General features: G+C 70.6%; 14 protein-coding genes. 8 read left to right on the top strand and 6 right to left on the bottom strand.

Annotation, left to right across the window (positions count from 1 at the left end; all coding sequences use genetic code 11):
• The first annotated feature begins 90 nt into the window (after window positions 1-90).
• Both ACH4ZX_RS28390 and ACH4ZX_RS28385 read left to right on the top strand, forming a co-directional pair.
• Entirely contained in the window at window positions 91-1,050 is a 960-nt protein-coding gene (locus ACH4ZX_RS28390; RefSeq protein WP_398278570.1) for a hypothetical protein, read from the top strand.
• Window positions 1,047-1,475 carry a hypothetical protein gene (locus ACH4ZX_RS28385; RefSeq protein ID WP_398278567.1) on the top strand — a complete coding sequence of 143 codons (429 nt, stop codon included), beginning with the start codon at window positions 1,047-1,049 and terminating at the stop codon, window positions 1,473-1,475. Before ACH4ZX_RS28390 ends, ACH4ZX_RS28385 begins: the two co-directional genes overlap by 4 nt.
• Window positions 1,476-1,524: 49 nt before the next feature.
• On the opposite strand, the gene ACH4ZX_RS28380 is transcribed toward ACH4ZX_RS28385, so the two are convergent.
• Together ACH4ZX_RS28380 and ACH4ZX_RS28375 are read right to left on the bottom strand one after the other, a co-directional pair.
• The gene (locus ACH4ZX_RS28380; protein ID WP_398278564.1) at window positions 1,525-1,734 is read right to left on the bottom strand and encodes a DUF397 domain-containing protein; all 210 of its coding nucleotides are present in this window, start codon (window positions 1,732-1,734) and stop codon (window positions 1,525-1,527) included.
• Entirely contained in the window at window positions 1,731-2,606 is an 876-nt protein-coding gene (locus ACH4ZX_RS28375; RefSeq protein WP_398278561.1) for a helix-turn-helix domain-containing protein, read from the bottom strand. The genes ACH4ZX_RS28380 and ACH4ZX_RS28375 overlap by 4 nt, the downstream gene beginning before the upstream one ends.
• Before the next feature lie 424 nt (window positions 2,607-3,030).
• Here ACH4ZX_RS28375 and ACH4ZX_RS28370 point away from each other — a divergent pair, with 424 nt between their 5' ends.
• The 3 genes from ACH4ZX_RS28370 (at window position 3,031) to ACH4ZX_RS28360 (ending at window position 5,068) form a co-directional block, all read left to right on the top strand.
• The gene (locus ACH4ZX_RS28370) at window positions 3,031-3,954 is read left to right on the top strand and encodes a helix-turn-helix domain-containing protein (RefSeq protein WP_398278557.1); all 924 of its coding nucleotides are present in this window, start codon (window positions 3,031-3,033) and stop codon (window positions 3,952-3,954) included.
• Window positions 3,955-4,421: 467 nt separating this feature from the next.
• On the top strand, window positions 4,422-4,766 hold the full coding sequence (locus tag ACH4ZX_RS28365) for a hypothetical protein (protein ID WP_398278554.1): 345 nt from the start codon (window positions 4,422-4,424) through the stop codon (window positions 4,764-4,766).
• Window positions 4,763-5,068: a helix-turn-helix domain-containing protein gene (locus tag ACH4ZX_RS28360; RefSeq protein ID WP_398278551.1), complete on the top strand. Its 306-nt coding sequence runs from the start codon at window positions 4,763-4,765 to the stop codon at window positions 5,066-5,068. Before ACH4ZX_RS28365 ends, ACH4ZX_RS28360 begins: the two co-directional genes overlap by 4 nt.
• 81 nt (window positions 5,069-5,149) lie before the next feature.
• On the opposite strand, the gene ACH4ZX_RS28355 is transcribed toward ACH4ZX_RS28360, so the two are convergent.
• From ACH4ZX_RS28355 to ACH4ZX_RS28345, 3 genes are all read right to left on the bottom strand, one after another.
• The gene (locus tag ACH4ZX_RS28355) at window positions 5,150-5,626 is read right to left on the bottom strand and encodes a hypothetical protein (protein ID WP_398278548.1); all 477 of its coding nucleotides are present in this window, start codon (window positions 5,624-5,626) and stop codon (window positions 5,150-5,152) included.
• A gap of 119 nt (window positions 5,627-5,745) precedes the next feature.
• The gene (locus ACH4ZX_RS28350; RefSeq protein WP_398278545.1) at window positions 5,746-6,615 is read right to left on the bottom strand and encodes a GNAT family N-acetyltransferase; all 870 of its coding nucleotides are present in this window, start codon (window positions 6,613-6,615) and stop codon (window positions 5,746-5,748) included.
• Window positions 6,616-6,702: 87 nt separating this feature from the next.
• Window positions 6,703-6,867, bottom strand: a complete 165-nt coding sequence (locus ACH4ZX_RS28345; protein WP_398278543.1) for a hypothetical protein — start codon at window positions 6,865-6,867, stop codon at window positions 6,703-6,705.
• Between the two features lie 20 nt (window positions 6,868-6,887).
• Between ACH4ZX_RS28345 and ACH4ZX_RS28340 the strand changes: the two genes are divergently transcribed.
• Both ACH4ZX_RS28340 and ACH4ZX_RS28335 read left to right on the top strand, forming a co-directional pair.
• Entirely contained in the window at window positions 6,888-7,133 is a 246-nt protein-coding gene (locus ACH4ZX_RS28340; protein ID WP_398278540.1) for a hypothetical protein, read from the top strand.
• Between the two features lie 559 nt (window positions 7,134-7,692).
• Window positions 7,693-11,379 (top strand): BTAD domain-containing putative transcriptional regulator, encoded by a 3,687-nt coding sequence (locus ACH4ZX_RS28335; protein ID WP_398278537.1) that lies wholly within the window; start codon window positions 7,693-7,695, stop codon window positions 11,377-11,379.
• 61 nt (window positions 11,380-11,440) lie between these two features.
• Here the strand turns inward: ACH4ZX_RS28335 and ACH4ZX_RS28330 are convergent, their stop codons facing one another.
• Window positions 11,441-12,079: a hypothetical protein gene (locus ACH4ZX_RS28330; protein ID WP_398278534.1), complete on the bottom strand. Its 639-nt coding sequence runs from the start codon at window positions 12,077-12,079 to the stop codon at window positions 11,441-11,443.
• Between the two features lie 1,097 nt (window positions 12,080-13,176).
• Between ACH4ZX_RS28330 and ACH4ZX_RS28325 the strand changes: the two genes are divergently transcribed.
• The gene (locus ACH4ZX_RS28325; protein WP_398278774.1) at window positions 13,177-13,932 is read left to right on the top strand and encodes a hypothetical protein; all 756 of its coding nucleotides are present in this window, start codon (window positions 13,177-13,179) and stop codon (window positions 13,930-13,932) included.
• The last annotated feature ends 433 nt before the right edge of the window (window positions 13,933-14,365 follow it).

Below are 14,365 nucleotides of genomic sequence, written 5' to 3'. Positions count from 1 at the left end.
AGGAAGGGTGAACGTTTCCGCCTTCCCCGAACGAGTGAACCATTCCCACCGCGGGTTCGCCCCGCCTCTTGATCCACCTACGGTGACTGCATGGTCACATCCACCCACGAGGCGTCTCACCGGATCTTCCAGGACAGACCGGAACTCCTCACCCCCGTCTTCGACCTCCTCGGGGTCCCGATGTCCGCGAAGGCCTCGGTGTCGGTCCTCAGCGCCGACGTGACGGAGATCCAGCCTCTGGAAAGACGCGTGGACACGGTCCTGCGCGTCGAACCTTCCGACGGGGACGCCTTCCTGCTCGCCATCGAAACGCAGGGCAAGCGCGACAACCGTAAGGCGACGAGCTGGTCGTATTGCGTGGCGTATCTGCACGAGAAGTTCAGCCTTCCGGTGCTGCTGCTCATCACCTGCACCGACGTGCGTACGGCGCGGTGGGCGACCGGACCGTTCACCTGCGAGGTGGGAGGCTGGACCACCCACTGCACCCATCCCCTGGTCCTGAGCCCGGACAACGTACCGGTGATCACCGACCGGCGGACGGCCGCGCGGAACCTGGCGATGGCGACGTTCTCCGCCATCACGCATAGCAAGAATCCGGAGTCCAGAGCCATACTGGAGGCCCTGCTCGGCGCCCTGCAGGAGGCAGACCCGCAGACCGCCCTGTACTTCAGCGGCCTACTGGAGATCGGCCTGGGAGACACTCCGGCCCGAGAGACATGGAGAAAGCTGATGAGTTTCACCAACTTCTTCCCCGGCCGGGGCACCCTTCTGGAGGAGACCTACCTGGAAGGCCAGGCCGAGGGCGAGGCGAGAGGCGAGGCCAGAGGCGAGGCCAAGGGCGAAGCCAACGCCATCCTTCGCTTCCTCGAAGCCCGGGGCATCTGCGTCCCCAAGGCGGCCCGGGACCGCATCGCCGACTGCACCGACCTCGACCTCCTCAACCGCTGGCTGGACCGGACGCCCCACGTGCAGAGCGTCGACGAGCTCTTCGCAGAGGTCGCGGAGAACACCGCGCACCGGGCCGAAACGGGACCTGAGGCGCGAACGTGATCGACGATCTGCACGCATCACCGGAGCTGTTCGACCTGCTCCGGATGAACTCCCTGGCCCTGGGCCTGGGCGTACCGCCCGAACTCGTACTCGCCGACTTCCGTGTCGGGTTGGAGGACCTGAGACAAAAAGGCTCCGTCTCCCTCCAGGACATGGCCCGCATCCGGGCGGGTCTGGACAAGCGGACCAACGAGGATCACGAGGACGAGGACTGGGTCCGGGGCTACGCCGCCGGATACACCGCGGCGTGGGGCGGGGCGGTCCTGCGGGTTCTGGAAGTGCGTGACATCAACGTACGCAAGGAGATCTACCGCTACCTCTCCATGTGTCCGGACCCGGATGCTCTCACCCGCTACCTGGACCGCGCCGTCACAGCGAGCACGTCGGAGGAACTGGTGACCCCCGACCTGGCGAGCAACGAGTAGGGCTGTCACGTACGCCGAGCGGCCCGGGGGCGAGCTGCCCCCGGGCCGTTCAGCTTGCCGAGGTGTAGGCCACGAACTCCGCCCACGCGTCGCGGGTGAGCGCGAGTTGCGCGCCGCCTATGTTCTTGGAGTCGCGGACGTGCACGGTGCCGGGGGTGACGGCAAGCTCGACGCAGTCGTTGCCGTCGCCACTGCTGCTGTAGCTGCTCTTGAACCAGATCAGTCCGGAAGCGTCGCGCCGAGTGGAGGTGCCCATCATGTCTCTCCAAGCATCTGCTCGATGAAGGCCCGTGACTCTCGGGGCGTGAGAGCCTGCGCCCGGATCATGCCATAGCGCAGTTCGAGGATCCTGAGCTGCTTCAGCTCGGACACCGGGCGGCCGCTGAACGCGCCGTCAGAGCGCCCGACCGCCGTGCCGTCCGGAAACTTGAGCACCTCGATCAACCCGCCCGTGCCGAAGTGATCCTCGCATTCGGTCGGCATCACCTGGATGGAGACGTTCCGCAAGTGTCCGAGTTCCAGGAGACGTTCGAGTTGCCGCCGCCAGACCATTCTTCCCCCGACCGGGCGGCGCAGAGTCACCTCTTCCTGGACAAAGCTGAGAGTCGGTGCCGGTGACCGTTCGAAGATCGAACGGCGGGCCATCCGAGCGGCCACCATACGTTCCGTCTCCTCGTCCGAGTAGCTGGGAAGCCACGCGTCGAAGAGCGCCCGCATATGCTCCTCGGTCTGCAACAGGCCGTGAATGTTGTGGTTGCTGTACAGCGCCAGCTCAACCGCCTGGGCCTCCAGCTTCCCCAGCTCCCGAACCCGTTTCGGATACCTGACCTTCTTCACGTCCTCCCAGGCCGCCGCGATGAGTCCGCCCGCGCCCAGTACCTCGTCGGCTTCGCGCAAGTACTCCTGCCGGGGAATCCTCTTCCCGCTCTCGACCTTGTAGACCAGGTCCTCTCCGTACCCGACCGCCGCCGCGAAGTCGGCGGCACGCATGCCCACGGCCTCCCGCCGCAGCCGCAACTGCCGCCCGACAGTGGCTAATACGGCCACTCCCCACTCGTCGTCCGGATCGACCTCCCACCCCGGCTCCTCCGCCTCGTCCGTGAGCTGCCGCACCTCTCCGTCGACCGACATCCCGCACCCTCCGTCGTACCGCCGTGCCGCGACGCCGCTACCCGCAGACCAAGTCACTCCACGTATCGGCGCCATCACTGCTCACGGTAAGCACGTACGACCGTACCCGGTCGCGTGAACAGGGAAAATCCACCCGCGATGACGGCACCCGCACCGGAACCCGACCGCGTGTGCTCCGGTGCCGCAGGCGGTCTTTCCCAAGGACCACGAGAGGAAAAGAACCGCGCCGAGCCCCACCCCTCCCGCCCACGGCGCACGCTCACTCCCCCGAGTGAACATCACCAACTGAGCTGGATTCGTCCCCGGTTGTCTGCCTTACGCTCCACCAAGCGGCACGAAACAACCCCCAGACATGCAACGGCCCTCGCCGGGACTGGCATCCCAGTGCGAGGGCCTGACCACCAAGGAAGACGGAACCTTCCCGATGGATACCCAAAACACTAGCGCGCCCCCGCGCGCCCAGTCCCGTAACGGCGGCGAAAACCACCCGCTCCGGCGGACTCGGCGCACGCATGCGAACGCGCACCCCGGCGGCGTCATCCACGACAACACCCGCCACGCCACCCGCTTCACGGTGATCGGCAACCACCTCGCCCAGCACCCCGAACTGTCGGCGCTCGCCATCGGACTGGCGGTGTACATCCAGTCGGTACCCGCCGGCACCCCCGTCGACATCAAGACCCTCGCCGACCGCTTCCCCGAGGGCCGGACCCGGATCGCCGACGCCCTGAGCGAGCTGGAGGACCACGGCTACCTGCGCCGTACCCGCGAACGCACCCCGACCGGCCGGATCGTCACCCGCACCGTCTCCTGCAACCAGCCCGGCCGCCACCACGACCCCGACCATGACGCGTCCGAGGCGGCACCGCCGAAACCCCCGGCCCGCCGCGCGGCCACCGCCCCGCAGCAGGAACCCCCACGCCGCCGCGCCCTCCCCGCCGTGCCGAAGCCCGCGTACAGCTCCCCCGCCCTTCTCCAGACGGCCACCGAGATCCTCGCCGGCCTGCGCCGCAAGGACCCCCGCCTGCTGCTCTCCGCCACCGACGCCGAACACCTCGCGCCCGGCGTCGTCGCCTGGCTGGAGCGGGACCTCACCCCCACCGCCGTACGCCACGCCCTGACCGACGACCTGCCGGCGGAACCCCTGCGCCGCCCGGCCGCCTTCCTGGCCCACCGCCTGACCGCCCAACTCCCACCGCTGCCGCCGCTCCGCATCCCCGAACCGCCCCCGCCCGTCCGGTACCCGCTCCGCAACTGCGACTCCTGCGACCGCGGCTACCGAGGCCCCGACCCACACCACTGCCGCGACTGCCTCGAACGCCGGGAACCGGTGCCCGCGACCACCTGACGAGCCGCCCAGACCCGGCGGCCCGCCGTGAATCGGCTCGCCAGCCGCCCTCACGCTCAAGTCCATGACGACCGCTCTACGGGACACACCGCAGAGCATCGCCAACCCGATCATCGAACTCATCGCACAAAGCCTGGGCAAGCACCCAGCCGCACGACTGTGGAGGAAACCGGTGGCCGTGGACCTCTCCTTTTACAAGTCACCCCTCTCCGAGGAATCCGCGACGAGGACCGAGCTGAGGGCGAAACGCGACGCGACGCCGAGGACATCCTGGAAGTTCGCGGCATCGACGTCCCTGAAGCGGCCCGGGAACGCATCACCGACTGTGGCGACCCCGAAATCCTGCGCGACTGACTACGGCGTGCCGTCACGGCCCCGACGGCCGAAGACGTCTTCGCGGACAAGTAGGCCCAGGCGATGGCAGCGAGGCCGGCCCGATACGCGGGCCGACTTCCGGAGGTAGCGCGATGAACGGCGAGAGCTGGCGGGAGCGCAGACGCGCGCTCCTGAGGGACAATCCGGCGGCTGCCGAGAGGGCGGCACGTCTCCTCATCGAGATGGGCACAGAGGAACGCGACGACGCGGAGATCGAAGCCGAGCACACGGCGGCATTCCTCGCCGCGACACGCGAGTACACCGGTCAGGGACATGAGCTGATCTGCCGTCCCGAAGAGGCCGCTGATGCCTTGCGTGCCGCTGTCGCCGTCGTCGCCCCGGAGCGCCTGTACGAGATGCTCGCCACGGAAGCGCGAAGCCCGACACCCTCCCCCGCCCACACCGTCCACGACCGTTTCCCGGAGGCCACACCATGAGTCACACCCGTTGGGACATCACCGATGTCGACCGGGCGCAGGAGGGGTACCAGGAGGCCCGCCGTGCCCATCTGTTCGGCAAGGCCCTCCGCGATCGCCGTACCGCCCTGGGCATTACCCGAACCCAGCTCGCCGCGCGAGCCGACATGAGCCAGGCCGCCATCTCGTGCCTAGAACATGGGGGTTCCACCCCCACGATCCCTATCCTCGAACGTCTGGCCATGGCTCTCGGCTCCACCCTGCATCTGGACATCGCCCCCAACAGCGATCTCTCGGTGAGCTTTACGTCCCAGGCGGCCTGATCACCGGGAGATTGATGCGGAAACCGGGCCCGTGGACCCGGCCACCCGCCCGTCCGGCTATCGGAATTCAGGCATCAGCCGTCAGGCCGGTGGTGGCGCGGGCGCAATGAACTCCAGCACCTTGCCGCCGAGCCGGTCACCACAGACAGGACAGCCTGTTCGATACGCGTGGACGCGGAAGCGCTCGACACTGTCGGTAAAGAGAGGGAGAACCACGTCGAGGGCGACCACCCGGAGCTCGGCGCCGCAGGCCGGGTGCGTGATGTTCAGAGGCTCTCCGACGACGGCCCCGGTAAAATCGGCTTCGGTCGCCACCCCGGAAGCCACTCGTCTGTCGAGTGCGACCAGGTCGGTTCCATCGCTCCAGTGCAGGTAGTAGCGGTGCAACGGCCAACCGGGGCGTACGCGTACCAGGATGCGGCGCATTCGCGGATGGCCGACGAGCAGGCGGTCCTCCGACTCGTCGAAACCGCGGATCGGCTCGTCGGCCGAGACCGGCTCCTTGGCGGGGAAGTAGCGTGTCTCCCACTTACGGAAGGTGACGATCAGCCCGCCCACGGTTCCACTTTGATCATGTCGGGGATGAGTGCCTCACTCTCGCCTGCGCCTGGCAGAGTCTGCCAGGCGCAGGCTCACTCAGAATTCGGGATGCATGGCCAACAGAGGTGCTGAAGCGGCTACGCCGGTGTGGTGTGGACGAAGCCGAGGGAAGTCAGTCCTTCGGCCTGGCACAGCCTGTCGGATGGACCGCCGACCTCGGTCTGGAGGAGTTGGTAGACGGCGCCGTGGGACTGGCCCCAGTGCATCGCGGCCCGCCACAGGACGCGGCCCAGGCCCTGCCCTCGTACCTCGGGCAGGACGGCGAAGTACTGGGGCATGAGCTGGGGGCATCCGATCGCGTCGGGGCGTACTTCCATGGGACCGATCGCGCCCACGATGCGGTCCTCGATGGCCGCGGCGAGGACCGGGCCGCACCGGCCGGCCTGCATCTGGGTGTGGAGGAAGGCCAGGCCATCAGCAGCCATGGCCGTGGCGAACGGCCCGAAGGTCTCCTGCACGGCCGCCGGCCAGTCGGTCACGGGGCGGACCGGGCCGCCGGGGTCGGGGCACGGGCAGGTGGTGAAGTCCTTCAGCTGAATGCGGGTGCCGCGCGGGAAGCCGGTCTCGGGACCGAGCGGGCGCACAACCCGGGCCTTCATCGCATCGTGCACGGCGGCGAGCTTCACCGCCAGCTCGCCGGCTTGATCCACGACGTCGCCACGGTGCCCGTAGGAGAAAACCTTGACGGTGCCGCGTCCACGCCGGGCCAGGGTGGGGATGAGGGTGTGGTCGGGCTCGTGGACCACATCGCCGCCGAGCACCGTCTCGTCCTTCTCGCCACTCCAGCGCCGGTCCTTGTCATAGTGGAGGAAAGGCCGGTCAGTGACGGCCGCTCGCAGGGTGTCCTCGAAGAGGTCGACGGTGAGCGCGTGGGGGTGGACCGGGCCAAGAGTCGGCACGATCGGCGCGGTCAGTACCGGCCTCAGCCAGTCCCAGCGGAAGAACATGAGCGGCACCCTAGCGGTCGGCCGGGCAGGGCTCAGGTCCCGACGCGGACGCGCCGGGACCTGAGCGGAACCGACCGGTCTTGTCAGTCAGTGGGGGTTGTCGTCGCCGGCGTCGCAGGAGCACTCCGCGCTCTCCACGATGTCGTCCAGGTCCAGGACGGCAGTCACCGAGAGGGCGGCGACGGGCGGCGCCGCGCGGCGCGCCGAGGTCGGGGGGCCCGGCAGAAGGTCCACCAGTACGGGCGGGGTCATGAGGCGTTCTCCTTGTCTCCGTGTTGGCAGTAGCTGTGCAGCGGCGGGGCGAAGCCAAAGGTGAGGTCAAAGGCACGGCCAAGGCCGTCCTTCGCTTCCTCGAAGCCCGGGGTGTCTCCGTCCCCGAGAAAGCCCGGGACCGCATCGCCGGCTGCACCGACCTCGACCTGCTCAACCGCTGGTTGGACCGGACACCCTACGTGGAGAGCATCGACAACCTCTTCGCCGAGGGCGCGGAGACCGCCGCGGACCGGGCCGAAGCGTGACCTGAGGCGGGCCGGCTTCCGTTCGGGACCGGAGGACCCGCACTTGGTGCTTCTCCCCCTGGGCTGTCACGCTGGAGGTCGGGCCCGGCCTCCCGCACGTCTTCCAGTACCACTACGGCCGCCTCGACGAGGCGGACGCCGCACTCGACGGCGCCGCCCGCTTCCTCACCGCCCGCCTGCGCGCCGGGCACCCGGACACCGGCCGCCAGGTTCCTCCCGGTTCGTCGCAGTAGTGCCGCATCAGGCGACGTCCGCCCGGTCGACCACGGCTCGTAACCGCTGATCGTCAGCGTGACGGTTTCAACAGATGACATGGCGGCGGAGCAGCCGTCTGCCCTCATCGCTGTCGATCTTGCGTACAAGTTCCCGTTCCGCCGCCCGGCGTAGCGCCGAGACGTCGCGTCACATCGCGACAGGGCAACCGTTTCCGATACGGCACTAGCTGGACGCTAGCCGATCCAAACGGCACAATCACGGGCGAGCGGCGGCACAGGCCGTGTGCGGTACGTTCACGCCATACGGCGCCGCGGGCAAGTGTTATGCAGGAAGGTGCGGTCTCGTGCGCCATGTGGATGAGGCCGACGGCGTCGGCGGAGCGGACGGCCGGACCGGCGATGGACTGTCGATCGCGGTACTGGGTGAGCTGACCGCCAGAATCGGCGCGAACGCTCTTGGCCTGGGCGGGCGACGGCAGCGTGCGGTGCTCGCCCTGCTGCTGGTGGCGCACGGGGAGGTGGTCCCCGCCGACCGCCTGGTCGACGCCCTGTGGGGTTCGCAGGCGATCCGGAATCCGGTCGGCGTGCTCCACACCTATGTCTCGCATCTGCGGCGGCAGCTGGAGCCCGGCCGGATAGCCCGAGCCCGCGGCACCGTCCTGGTCAGGGAGGAGCCGGGCTACGCGCTGCGGGTCGACCGGGACGCGGTCGACGCCTGGCGTTTCGAGGAGCTGGTCCAGCAGGCCGCCACCGTGGAAGAGCCGGTCGGCAGGGTGCGCGTCCTGTCGGAGGCGCTGGCGCTGTGGCGGGGCCCCGCCTTCGCCGAATACGCCGGGGAACCGTGGGTCGAGGCGGAGGCCGGCCGCCTCACCGCGTTGCGGGCGGTCGCCCGGGAACGTCTGCTCGAAGCCAGGCTGGACCGCGGTGAAAGCGCCGTACTCATTCCGGAGATCGAGAAACTCGTCGGTGAGGAGCCGCTGCGCGAGGAGCGCTGGCGGCTGCTCGCGCTGGCCCTGTACCGCGCGCACCGGCAGGGCGAGGCGCTGGCCGCGCTGCGGCGCGCCAGGGCTGTGCTGGCCGAGGAGTTGGGAGTGGATCCCGGCCCGGCCCTGCGTCGTCTGGAGGCCGACGTGCTGGCGCAGTCCCCCGCGTTGCAGGGGCCGTCGCGTGCCGACGCCGCTTCCTCACCGCGGGCTGCGCGCCCGGCCGAGCACACCGACCCCGAACCCGCCCCGACACCGGTGCCCCGGTGGGCGCCACCGGCCGACGACATCCTGGTGGAGCGGGCCGGCGAGGTCGCCGAGCTGCAGAGATGCCTCGACGAGGCGATGGACGGGCAGGCCCGCCTGGTGCTGGTGGAGGGCCCCGCCGGGATCGGCAAGACCCGGCTGCTGGCCGAAGCACGCCGGATGGCCGCGGAGCGGGGCGCTCTGACCATGACCGCACGGGGCAGCCAGTTGGAGAAGGCATACGGATTCGGTGTAGTGCGGCAGCTCTTCGAACCGATCGTGGCCGACCCGGCCCGTCGCGAGCGGGCGCTGTCCGGAGCAGCGGTGTCGGCGAGTTCCGTCTTCGACGTGGCCAAGGTGCAGACGCAGGCCGACAGCTCGCTGGCGGCGCTGCACGGGCTCTACTGGCTCACGGTCAACCTGTCGGCCGAGCACCCGATCATGCTGGCCGTCGACGACCTGCAGTGGTGTGACCGCGGTTCGCTGCGCTTCCTGGCCTACCTGGTGGGCCGGGTCCAGGGACTGCCGGTTCTCGTCGTCGCGACCCTGCGCACCGGTGAGCCGCACGACGACACGGAGCTGCAGGCGGAACTCGCGCACGACCCGGTGACGGTGGTGATCAGCCCTCCGCCGTTGACCGCCGAGGGAACGGGCGAACTGGTGCGCCACCGCCTCGGCGACCTCGCCCAGGACGTCTTCGTGGCCGCCTGTCACCGCACCACCTCCGGGAACCCCCTGCTGCTGCGCCAACTGCTCCGTGCGCTGCAGTCCGAGGGGGTGCCTCCCGACGCGTCGTACGCCGAGAGGGTGACCGCGATCGGCTCGCGGGCCGTGTCGAGCATGGTCCTCATGCGGTTGGCCCGGCTGCCGCGGGCGAGCACGTCGATCGCGCGGGCGGTCGCGGTGCTGGGCGGCGGGGCCGCGCTGACGACCGTCACCGCGCTGGCGGGCCTGCCGGAGAGCGAGGCGGTGGCCGCGATCGCCGCGCTGGCGCGCGCCGAGGTACTCCGTGACGAATACCCGCTGGGCTTCGTCCACCCGCTGGTGGCCGACGCCGTATACCGGGATCTCCCGCCCGGGGAGCGGCAGTTGCACCACGAGCGCGCCGCCCGGGTACTGCACGAGGCCGGAGCCCCGGCCGAGCAGGTCGCGGCACACCTGCTTCAGGTGCCGCACCGCGCCGACCCGTGGGCGGTGCGGATCCTGCGGACCGCCGCGGCCACGGTGGCCGCCCGTGGAGCGGCCGACGCCGCCGTGACCTACCTGGCCAGGGCACTGGCGGAGCCGGCCGATCCGGCCGAGAGACCAGAAGTCCTCCTGGAACTCGGGCGGATGGAGGCACTGACGATCGGCCCCGCAGCGATCGAGCACCTGCGTGAGGCCTACGACACCTTGCCGGAGCCGGCACGGCGTGCGAACGCGGCACAGACGCTCGCTCGCGCGCTGGTCTTCGCCGGAAGAAGAGGGGAAGCGACCGGATTCGCCCGCCGGGCCGCCGCGGAACTGCCCGCGGACCTGACCGAGCCACGGCAGGCTCTGCTCGCCATGGAACACCTCAGCGGCCATATGCACGGCCTCGATGCCACGATGTGGCGGCGCGGGGACGAGCCGAGGGTGGTCGGCGACGGAGCGGGGGCACGGATGCTGGCCGCCGCACTGGCCTGGGAGACCCTGATGGACGGCGTCGACCGGGACCGCGCGATCGGTCTGGCGCGGTTCGCCCTGGCCGACGGTGTGCTGCTGGAGGCCGACATCGACCTGATGGGCATCAACGCCGGGAACGTGCTGTTCCTGTCCGACGACGACCCGAGCGTCTTCTGGGCGGACGCGCTCGCTCACGCGCACCGGCGGGGATCGCTCTTCGCGGCACTCGCGGTCAACCTCTGGCGCGGTCGTGGGGAGTGGATCCACGGAGCCCTTCGCGAGGCCCACCAGTCGCTCACCACCGCGCTGGAACAACAGAGCAGATGGGGTGGCGACGTCGCCTCGGCGTACATCCTCTCGTTCATGGTCGGTGTCCTGCTCGACCTCGGCGAGACCGACCGTGCCCGGTCCTGCCTCGACCAGCATGCCGGTATCCGCGGGGTCGGCGACGGCTCCCGTCTGCTGGCCGACGCACGCGCCGCGCTGCTCATCGCCGAGAAGCGGTACGAGGAGGCCCTGGTCAGTGTCGAGCAGAGCCGGTCCATGGAGCCGCGATCCGACAACCCGGCCTGGTGGCCCTGGCGCGGTCTCAAGGGCCGGGCGCTGGCCGGCCTCGGCCGGCATGCCGAGGCGATCGCGCTGGTCGAGGACGAACTCGTCTTCGCCCGAAGGTGGGGCGCGCCGACCTTCGTCGGAAGGACACTGCGTCTGCTCGGCGAACTGCGCGGTGCCGAAGGCTCCGGCGAACTGCGGGAGGCGGTGGCCGTGCTCGCCGGGACACCGGCGCGGCTGGAACACGCCCGCGCTCTGTACGCGCTCGCCCGGATAGCCCCGGCTCCCGAGGCCGTGCCCCTGCTGAGCCAGGCGTACGACACGGCCCGTCGCTGTGACGCCGCCGGGCTGTGCCGGTCGATCGCCGCCGATCTGGCTCGCGCCGGTGTCGCCGCCCCGGCGGAGCCGGCGGGCGTGGTGACCCTGACCTCGACGGAACGGCGGCTCGCGGCCATGTTCGCGGACGGGGCCGACGAACGCGACATCGCCCAGGCGCTGTTCCTCACCCCGCAGACGGTGCAGGTGACGCTGCGGTCCGTCCGAGACCGGCTCGCCGCCACCTCGCGTGACGACCTCCGGGCGGCCCTGGCCAGCGCGCGCTCATAGGGGTGCCGGAGTCACCGCTGCCCCGGAGACCGGCCACCCGGCTACCCGGGGACGGGCCGTCCTACCGTGCGCACACCCACGACAGGGCGATCCACTCGTACTTCGGCGGGTTGGTGGTCGCCGGGTAGCTGCTGGTGAACGTCAGGTACACGGTGTTCGGATAGCCCGTCGGCGTCACCAGGGTGGAGTTCGAGTCGGTCTGGAGCGCGGCCACCGCGTAGGACTTCGCCTCGGCGGTCCCCTGCTTGCTTGTCCCCGTGTCGAAAAGGGGATAGCCCGAAGGGCAGTTCATCGGGACCCTGAGCGGCGGCTCGCCCGACCTCACATTGGCATTGTTCGACTTGTTGTACGTCGTCGGCGTCGTCGAACAGGTGTACGTCATCGTGACCGTCCCCGAATCGACGGAACTCGTGTTCGTCACCGTCAGGGCCCAGCGATCGCTGCCCCCGCTGGTGCCCCGATAGATCTTCAGGTCGTCGTTCAGCCATCCGCTGACCCCATAGCCGAATCCGGTCCTCACGATGTAGGGGGCATCGGACGGGCAACTCGCGCTGATCGTGCTGGTCTCGCCGGGGGCCACCGTGACAGTCGGATGGTTGATGCGCCGGTCGGCGGCCGACGCGGTGGACGCGGTGGCGATCAGGCCGGTGGCGGCGACCGTCGCGGCCGCCGCGAGGGTGGCCGTTCTACGGAATCTCATGTTTCCCGTCCTTCTTGGATGTCGGGCTGTGCGTGTGTACGGATGTCATCGGCGCCGGCTGGCGCACCGGCCTTGCGAGCGCCGGTGGGCGGCGTGGAGGCCGGCCCTGAGCGCGCGTGGGCTTCAAGCGTGGTGTCGGTGCCGAACCCCCACGGGGGCGAAGCAGACGGCGAGCGAGCCGCCGCGACGCCGCCGCGCTGGACACCTTCGTCGCCTTCGCGCTGCCGCGCGCCAGGGGACGCGGGCACCCGTCGGCAGCACCGCGCCTGAGCGCTGACGACCCGTCCGGCCACTCCTGGCGGTATCGGCTCCCCTCGGCATCAGCTTCGTTGAGAGAGGACGCCGGACCGGGACCACCGGGAGCGGTCCCCGTCGACCGCGGAGCGGTCACCGCACCGCACCGCACCGAGCATTCACTTGCGTATGGTTCACCTGGTTGCCGGACCCGTGCGGGCTGCACGGGTCGATACCGCGTCGACGGCATACAGGATGGTCCCGGCCACTTGACAACGACTTTGAGCCGACTTCTTTCCCCGCGGCGGCTGGAAGCGGCGGCTGTCGCGTACGGCCGAACCGCCGTGCACCGGTCCGTCCCGGCACCGCTTCCGCCAGGTCGGTGTCGTAAGTGCGCTCCAAGTGGCCGCCAAGCGGATCACGCCGCGGACTCGGTCCGCGCCGCCAGGTCACCACCGACCGGCGCCCCGTCGGATGATCCGCGAACTAGTGCAGGACCCCGGCGCCGGTCGTCGTCGGCAGCTGCGTCGCGAGGTTCTTCGCCGACGTCTCCAGGCCCGCCGTGAGCGTCGGCGTCCAGTTCACCGTCGTCTTGATCTTCTTCGAGTTCGCTCACGTGCTCGTACTTCACGTGCTGGGTGGTGAAGCTCCGGTGAAGGGGCTTACGACCCGTCAGTGGTCGCCGGGAGAAGGGGGTTGCCGTGCGCTGGGAAGTTCTTCCGGACGCTCGCCGAGGGGCTTCGGGTGACGTCCCCGGCGGCCGTTCGGGAATGTCGTCCCCGGCCGCCCCGCACCGCCCGCTAGGCTCCACCTTCCGTGCCGTCCCCGCCCCAGTCCCCGCCCCCTCAGGCCGCCGAGTGAACCTGCCGAACCTGCCGAACCTGCCGAACCTGCCGAACCTGACCGAACCTCACCTGCGTCTCCTCGCCGACGTCTTCGCCGTGAACGTGCCGGACATGCCACACGCGCCGGGCGTGCCGCACGTGCCCGCCCCGCTGGCCCTGGCCGGCGGCTACTCCCTCCAGGCGCACGGACTGCTCCAGCGCCCGCACGCGAACGTCGACCTGGCGACGGAGAGCACCGAGCCGATGGACCGCATCGCGGGCGCGCTCGCCGAGGCGCTGTCCGCCCGGGGCCGCGAGGTGACCGTCCAGGACACCGATCCCCTCTCCGCCCGCCTGTCGGTGACGGACCCGCGGGCCGGCGGCCCCGCCTCACCGCTGGCGCTCGCCCTGCACAAGGAGACCTTCTGGAGCCCGCCCGTCCTGACGGCGTACGGCCCGGCGCTCTGCCTGGAGGACGCGGTCGGCACCAAGATCCGGGCCCTGTACGACCGGGGGCTGGCCGTCGACCTGATCGACGCGAGGGCGGCCGCCGCCCGCTTCACCCACCCCGGCCTGGAGGAACTGGGCCGCCGCCACGCCCGGGACGACTTCGACCTGCCCACCCTGCGGGCCCGCCTGGAGGGCGGGGACTACTACCCGGACTCGGCGTTCACCGCGTACGGCCTGGCCGAGGTGGAGATCACGGAGCTGCGCGGCTGGGCACTGGCGTGGTCCACGGACATCGCCGAGCGGCTGCTGGAGGACGGCGCGTCCCCGGACGAGCCGGAGGACTGAACGCCGGGAGACCGACCACCGGGGGACCGGCCGCCGGAGGACCGGCCGCCGGAGGACTGAACGCCGGAGGACTGAACGCCGGACGGCCGGTCGGGGTCCGGCGTGAGCCCCAGCGCCGTGCGGGCCGCGCTCAGGTGCCGGAGTCCCTCGCGGGCCGTCCGCGTCACCTCGTCGTACTCCGCCGTCGTGCCGGCGGCGGCGAGCCGGTCCCGGGCCGTCCGGTGGCACTGCGCGGCCCGGGTCAGCGCCTGGCCCGCCGTCTCGTCCGCGCCCGCCCAGGTCCGCGCGTCCGGCGGGACCAGGCTGCCGCCGAGCCGGATCAGCCAGCGGTTGGCCTCCGCTTCGGCGTCCAGGCCGGACAACCCGGAGTGCCGGGAATGCCCGGAATGCCCGCAGTGCCCGGCCAGGTCGGACGGGTCGGAGGGGTCGGAGG

It is taken from the genome of Streptomyces sp. NPDC020490 (genome assembly GCF_044335305.1).
Classification (GTDB): Bacteria; Actinomycetota; Actinomycetes; order Streptomycetales; family Streptomycetaceae; genus Streptomyces.
Note: the sequence above shows the minus strand (reverse complement) of the source record. Positions and strands in the feature narration are given on the sequence as shown.